Source organism: Kitasatospora sp. NPDC047058, assembly GCF_040643935.1.
Taxonomy (GTDB): Bacteria; Actinomycetota; Actinomycetes; order Streptomycetales; family Streptomycetaceae; genus Kitasatospora.
The window spans coordinates 1-6,691 of record NZ_JBEYVJ010000360.1 but is presented as its reverse complement, the minus strand read 5'-3'; the positions used below and the strand labels follow the sequence as shown (position 1 = coordinate 6,691).

At 75.6% G+C, this 6,691-nt stretch carries 4 protein-coding genes; 3 read left to right on the top strand and 1 reads right to left on the bottom strand.

Annotated features, from left to right (window positions below):
* The first annotated feature begins 362 nt into the window (after positions 1-362).
* Positions 363-1,694, top strand: coding sequence for an aldehyde dehydrogenase family protein (locus tag ABZ885_RS32745; RefSeq protein WP_360196764.1), 1,332 nt, complete (start codon positions 363-365; stop codon positions 1,692-1,694).
* A gap of 167 nt (positions 1,695-1,861) precedes the next feature.
* Positions 1,862-2,623, top strand: coding sequence for a maleylpyruvate isomerase family mycothiol-dependent enzyme (locus tag ABZ885_RS32740; RefSeq protein WP_360196761.1), 762 nt, complete (start codon positions 1,862-1,864; stop codon positions 2,621-2,623).
* Between the two features lie 8 nt (positions 2,624-2,631).
* On the opposite strand, the gene ABZ885_RS32735 is transcribed toward ABZ885_RS32740, so the two are convergent.
* Entirely contained in the window at positions 2,632-3,495 is an 864-nt protein-coding gene (locus ABZ885_RS32735; RefSeq protein WP_360196758.1) for a LuxR C-terminal-related transcriptional regulator, read from the bottom strand.
* A 221-nt stretch (positions 3,496-3,716) separates the two neighbouring features.
* On the opposite strand from ABZ885_RS32735, the gene ABZ885_RS32730 reads away from it, so the two are divergent.
* On the top strand, positions 3,717-6,691 hold a 2,975-nt coding region (locus ABZ885_RS32730), incomplete at its 3' end, for a cytochrome P450 (protein ID WP_360196755.1).

The window sequence follows — 6,691 nt, the reverse complement described above, 5'->3', positions numbered from 1 at the left end:
GGGCTCACGCTCGCGACCCGGCGCCGGGTCGTCGAGGAGCTCGCGCTCGACGCCTCGGCGGCCCGCCGGCTGCACGCCCGCCTCGCCGCCGAGCCAGCGCAGGACGCGGGCCCGCTCTGGCGCCTCGACGTTCCGGTCTGAGTGGGCCCGGGTCTGAGCGGGCGCAGGTGTGCCAGGGCGGGTCCGGGCGGCGGTGGGTGCAGGCTGGGGTGTGAGGCATGTGTCCGACCAGCACCGGGGCGATTGCTTGACATCCTCAACCATTGAGGTCTACGGTCAAATTACTTGAAGGCATAAACCATCCAGGCTTCACGCCCTCGGAAGAGCCGCAAGCCGCCCCTCGGAAGAACCGCGAGACCCCCATGACGCACACCCCGACCCCCGCCGCGGCGGACGTCCCCGCCGTCGTCGCCCGCCTGCGCGCCACCTTCGCCACCGGCCGGTCCAAGCCGCTCGGCTGGCGCCTCGGCCAGCTGGCGGCCCTGCGCACGCTGCTCACCGAGCAGGCGGAGGTGTTCCAGCAGGCCCTGGCCGACGACCTCGGCAAGAGCGCGGCGGAGGCGTACCGCACCGAGATCGGGTTCACGGTCAACGAGCTCGACCACACCGTGACGCACCTGGAGGAGTGGCTCCGGCCGAGGCCCGCGGGCGTGCCGGAGCACTTCCGGCCGGCCGAGGCCCGGGTGGTCCGCGACCCGCTCGGCGTGGTGCTGGTCATCGCGCCGTGGAACTACCCGCTGCAGCTCGCGCTGGCCCCGCTGGTGGGCGCCCTGGCGGCGGGCAACGCGGTGGTCGTGAAGCCGAGCGAGCTGGCCCCCGCGACCTCGGCGGCGATGGCCCGGCTGCTGCCGCGCTACCTCGACCCGGAGGCCGTGGCCGTGGTCGAGGGCGGCGTCCCGGAGACCACCGCGCTGCTGGAGCAGCGCTTCGACCACATCTTCTACACCGGCAACGGCACCGTCGGGCGGATCGTGATGACGGCCGCCGCCAGGCACCTCACGCCGGTCACCCTGGAGCTCGGCGGCAAGAGCCCGGTCGTGGTGGAGCCGGGCGCCGACCTGGCGCTCACCGCGCGGCGGATCGCCCGGGGCAAGTTCCTCAACGCCGGCCAGACCTGCGTCGCGCCGGACTACGTCCTCGCCATCGGCCCGACGGCCGCCGCGCTGGAGGAACAACTCACCGCCGCCGTCCGGGAGATGTACGGCGAGGACCCGGCCGCGAGCCCCGCGTACGGGCGGATCGTCAACGCGCGCCACTTCGACCGGCTGACCGCGTTGCTGGCGGACGGACGGATCGTCACCGGCGGCGGGCACGACCGCGACGCGCGCTACCTCGCCCCGACCGTGCTTGCGGACGTCTCCCCGGAGGCCCCCGTGATGCGGTCGGAGATCTTCGGCCCGATCCTGCCGATCGTCGCCGTCCCCGACCTCGACGCGGCGATCGCCTTCATCAACGAGCGGGACAAGCCGCTCGCCCTGTACGCCTTCACCGGCTCCGAGCGGACCAAGCAGCGGCTGGCCGAGGAGACCTCCTCCGGCGCGCTCACCTTCGGCCTGCCGGTCTCCCACCTGGCGATGCCCGAGCTGCCGTTCGGCGGCGTGGGGGAGAGCGGGATGGGCCGCTACCACGGCGAGTACTCCATCGACACGTTCAGCCACACCAAGGCCGTCGTCGACAAGCCGCTGACCGACTGATCACACGGGCGTGGCCGGCCGGCCCTGTGTCGGGCCGCCCAACCGCCTACCCGCCCGACCGCCTACCCGCCCGGCCGCCGAACCGCCCGCCGCCGGGCCGCGCGCCGGCCGCCCACGCGCGGGCCGGACCGCCCGGCCGCGCCGAACCACCCGGGAGAAGGAACTCCGTGACCACCACCATCGACCACGGCGCCGCCGTCGCCGCCGAGACCGCCGGCTTCGTCGCCGTGGTCCGGGACGCCGACCCGTCCACCACCGTGCCCACCTGTCCGGGCTGGACGCTGACCGACCTGGTGCGCCACGCCGGCAGCGTGCAGCGCTGGTTCACCGTCCTGCTGCAGCAGCGGATCCAGCAGCCGCCGCGCAGCCGCGAGGTCGACCTGAAGCTGCCGGACGGGCCGGACAGCTACCCGGACTGGCTGGCCGACTCCGCGGCCGGGGCCGCTGCGGCGTTCGCCGCGGCCGACCTCGACGCGCCGATGTGGGCCTGGGGTGCCGACCAGTACGCGCGGTTCTGGGTCCGCCGGATGCTGTTCGAGACCCTGGTGCACCGCGTCGACGCGGAGCTGGCGCTCGGCCGGCGCCCGGAGATCGACCCGGCGCTGGCCGCCGACGGCGTCGCGGAGTTCCTGGTCAACCTGCCCTTCGCCGCCGTCTTCGCCCCGCGGACCGCCGAACTGCGCGGCGCCGACCGCACCATCCGGTTCACCCGCACCGACGGGGACGGCGACTGGCTGGTCCGGCTGCGGCCGGACGGCTTCGGGCTCGACCCGGACGGGGCGGACGTGACCGCCGACGCCACGGTCCGGGGCGCCGCGGCCGACCTGCTGCTGCTCCTCTACGGCCGCCTCGACCGGTCCGCCGACCGCTTCGAGGTGTGCGGGGACGAGCAGCTGCTGGCCCACTGGTTCGCCAACTCCGCCTTCTGAGCGGGGCGTTACCGGGCCTGCCCGGCCCCCGCCGACCCGGCACCGGTCCCCGCCCGCCCGGCGCCGGCCCGCCCGGGCCCTGCCTGACCGGCCCCCGCCTGCCCGGCCTCCGTCCTCCCGGCGGCCGGGGCCGGGGGCCAGGTGCCCGGGGCGAGCACGCCGTTGACGTAGGCGCGGGCGATCAGGGCGGTGCGGTTGGGCGCGCCCCAGCGGCGGGACAGCCGAGTGAGGTGGTAGTTGACGCCGTCCGCGGTCAGGCCGACCTCGCCGGCGATGCGGGCGCTGGTGTTGCCCGCGGCGGCCAGCGCGAGGATCCGCGCCTCCAGCGCGGTGGCCCGGGCGGGGGCGGCCGGGGGAGCGGCGGGCCCGTCGGCCGGCTCGTCGTGGACGTGCACGACCAGCAGCAGGTTCAGCGGGGCGTCCGGCTCGTCGCCGATCACGTGGACGGTCGCCTCGCCCACGCGGACGGCGCCGGCGGCGGTGGTCCAGGAGACCTCGACCGGGTAGCGCGAGCGGCGGCGCAGCCGGACGGCCTCGGCGAGCGGGTGCAGCCGCCCGGCGGTGGTGGGGCGGAACAGCTCCAGCGCGTTGCGCTGGACGAGCCGGCCGGGGAGGGTGTCCCACTGCGTGGCCAGGGCGTGGTTGGCGGCGAGGATGGTGCCGCCCGCGCTGCAGAAGGCGAGCGGCAGCGGGATCCGGTCGAACAGCAGCGCGGCCCGGTTGCGCCAGAACACCGCCTGCTCGTCCAGGGGCGCGGGCGCGGGCGCGGGCGCGGGAGCGGCCGTGGCCGCGGCCTCGGGCGGGGAGGGTGCGGGCGGCTCGGGGGGCCGGGCGCAGCGACGGTCGTCGGTCGGCGGCCGGGTGTCGGGCATCAACGGCGGTTCCCCCTGTTCGACTACCGGGCTGTCCGGTATCCGGTGCGGGGGTTCCCTATCCGAGGACGCCGATGATGGCAATCCCCGCGCCCCCGCTTCCCCTACAAGAAGTTGTAGCACCCCGGGGATTCCTGGCGGACCGTCGGCGGAAGGGTTGGAACAGCCGCCCCTACCGGCGGTAAGCGTGCTGACACCCCACCGCGAAGGGCAGTCCACCCATGGCCGAGACCCCGTCCGACCTGCCGCCGGCGAGTGGCACCGTCGATGGCGTTCCCGTGATCGACATCTCCGCGATCGGCCCGGGTGCCGTGCCCCTGCTGCAGCTGATGGAGCTCGCCAGACGCCACGGCCCGGCCTTCGTGCAGCGCCTGCACGGCCGGGACACCCTGTTCGTCAGCGGCCTGGAGCTGGTCACCGAGCTCGCCGACGAGCAGCGGTTCACCAAGGCGGTCGGCCCGGCCCTGGTGAACGTGCGCGAGTTCACCGGTGACGGCCTGTTCACCGCCTACAACGACGAACCCAACTGGGCCAAGGCGCACGACATCCTGATGCCGGCCTTCGCCATGGGCTCGATGCGCACCTACCACCCGGTGATGCTGAAGGTCGCCCGCCGGCTCCTCGACTCCTGGGACCGCCACGCCGCCGACGGCACCCCGGTGGCCGTGGCGGACGACATGACCCGGATGACCCTGGACACCATCGGGCTGGCCGGCTTCGGGTTCGACTTCGGCTCCTTCGAACGCGCCGAGCCCCACCCGTTCGTGGACGCGATGGTGCGCTGCCTGAACTGGGCGATGTACCACCTGGGCCGGGTGCCCGGAGGCGACTACCGCGAGGCCGACGAGGCGATGCGGGCCGACTCCGACTACCTGGCCGCCGTCGTGGACGAGGTGGTCGCGGCCCGGACCGCGGGCGGGGAGCGACCCGAGCACACCGACCTGCTGGCGCTCATGCTGGAGGCCGTCCACCCGGCCGACGGCACCACGCTGGACACCGAGAACATCCGCAACCAGGTGATCACCTTCCTGATCGCCGGCCACGAGACCACCTCCGGCGCCCTGGCCTTCGCCCTGTACCACCTGGCCAAGCACCCGGCCGTGCTGCGCCTGGTCCAGCAGGAGGTGGACGCGCTGTGGGGCGACCGGGCCGACCCGGACCCGACGTTCGAGGACATCGGCCGGCTGCGGCTGACCCGCCAGGTCCTCAACGAGTCGCTGCGCCTGTGGCCGACCGCCCCCGCCTTCACCCGGGAGCCCCGGCAGGACACCCTGCTCGGCGGGCGGATCCGGCTGAAGGCCGGCCAGGACGTACGGGTGATCGTCCCGATCCTGCACCGGGACGCGGCCTGGGGCGACAACCCGGAGGCGTTCGACCCGTTCCGCTTCGCGCCCGCCGCCGAGGCGGGCCGCTCGCCGCACGCCTTCAAGCCGTTCGGCACCGGTGAACGCGCCTGCATCGGGCGGCAGTTCGCGCTGCACGAGGCGACCATGCTGCTCGCCATGCTGGTCCACCGGTACCGGCTGATCGACCACGCCGACTACCGGCTGGCGGTCAAGCAGAGCCTGACCATCAAGCCGAGCGGCTTCACCCTCACCGTCGTCCCGCGCACCCCGGCCGACCGCGCGGCCGACGCCGCCGCCCTGCCCAGCCCGGCTGATCAGGACGCCGGGGCAGCTGGCGGGGTGTTCGGCGGGCCGGCGACCGGACGGGACGGGGCCGCCGGTCCGGGTGCGGCCGCCTCGGGCGGTCCGGCCCGGGTCCGGCCCGGCACCGGCGTCCTGCTGCTGCACGGCTCCAACTACGGCACCTGCCGCGACTTCGCCGCCCGGCTCGGCGACACCGCCGCCGCCCTCGGTTGCGACACCGCCGTGGCCCCGCTCGACGACTACGCCGACGGGCTCCCCGCGGACCGGCTGGTGGTCATCGCCACCGCGTCCTACAACGGCCGGCCCACGGACGACGCGGCCGCGTTCGTCCGGTGGCTGGAGCAGGCCGGGCCCGGCAGCGCCGACGGCGTCCGGTACGCCGTGCTCGGCGTCGGCGACCGCAACTGGTCGGCCACCTACCAGCGCATCCCCACGCTCGTCGACGCCCGGCTCGCCGCCCTCGGGGCCACCCGGGTGCTGCCGCGGGCCGAGGCCGACGCCTCCGGCGACCTGAACGGCGCGGTCGACCGGTTCACGGCGGCGCTGCGCACCGCGCTGCTGGAGCACCACGGGGACCCGGACAGCGCCGGTGCGCCCGGCGCAGTCGCCGGTGTCGCGGGGAAGGCGCTCGGGCCGGACGACCGGGACGCCCCCGGCTACACCGTCACCGAACTCACCGGCACCGGGCTCGACCTGCTGGCCGCGCGCCACGGCATGACGGCGATGACCGTCACCGAGACCGCCCACCTCAGCCGGCCGGACTACCCGCGGGTCAAGCGCCTGGTCCGCCTCGCCCTGCCCGACGGCGTCACCTACCGGACCGCCGACCACCTCACGGTCCTCCCGGCCAATGACCAGGAGTTGGTCGAACGCGCCGCCAAGCTGCTGCAGTTGGACCTCGATGCGGTCCTCGGCATCACCCCGACCCGGCCCCGCCGCGACGGCCTCGCCGTCGACCGGCCGGTCACCGTACGGGAGTTGCTCACCCACCACGTCGAACTCCAGGACCGGCCGACGGCCGGCCGGCTCGCCGTGCTGGCCGGGCTCAACCCCTGCCCGCCCGAGCAGGCCGCCCTGCGCGCCCTCGCCGACGCGGCGGCCGCACCGGTGGCCGGCGGCGCCCCGGCGGACGCGCCGGCCGACCCGCGCACCCTGCTCGACGTCATCGAGGACCACCCCGCCCTGCACGGCAGGCTGACCTGGCCCGTCCTCCTCGACCTGCTGCCGGTCCGCCGCCCCCGGCACTACTCGATCTCCTCCTCGCCCGCCGTCGACCCGCACCACGTCGACCTGATGGTCTCCCTGCTGGAGGCCCCCGCCCGGTCCGGCCGCGGAACATACCGGGGCACCGGCTCCGGCCACCTGAGCGGCCTGCGCCCCGGCGACACCGTCCTCGCCCGGGTCCGGCCCTGCCGCGAGGACTTCCGGATCGGCCACGACGCGGCCACCCCGGTCATCATGGTCGCCGCCGGCACCGGGCTGGCCCCGTTCCGCGGCGCCGTCGCCGACCGCCGCACCCTGCTCGCCGGCGGTGCCCGGCTTGCCCC

Excerpts from the sequence above, each read along its gene's own strand:
- ABZ885_RS32735 (WP_360196758.1), bottom strand. The coding sequence starts at position 3,495 with ATGCCCGACACCCGGCCGCCGACCGACGACCGTCGCTGCGCCCGGCCC.
- ABZ885_RS32745 (WP_360196764.1), top strand. The coding sequence starts at position 363 with ATGACGCACACCCCGACCCCCGCCGCGGCGGACGTCCCCGCCGTCGTC.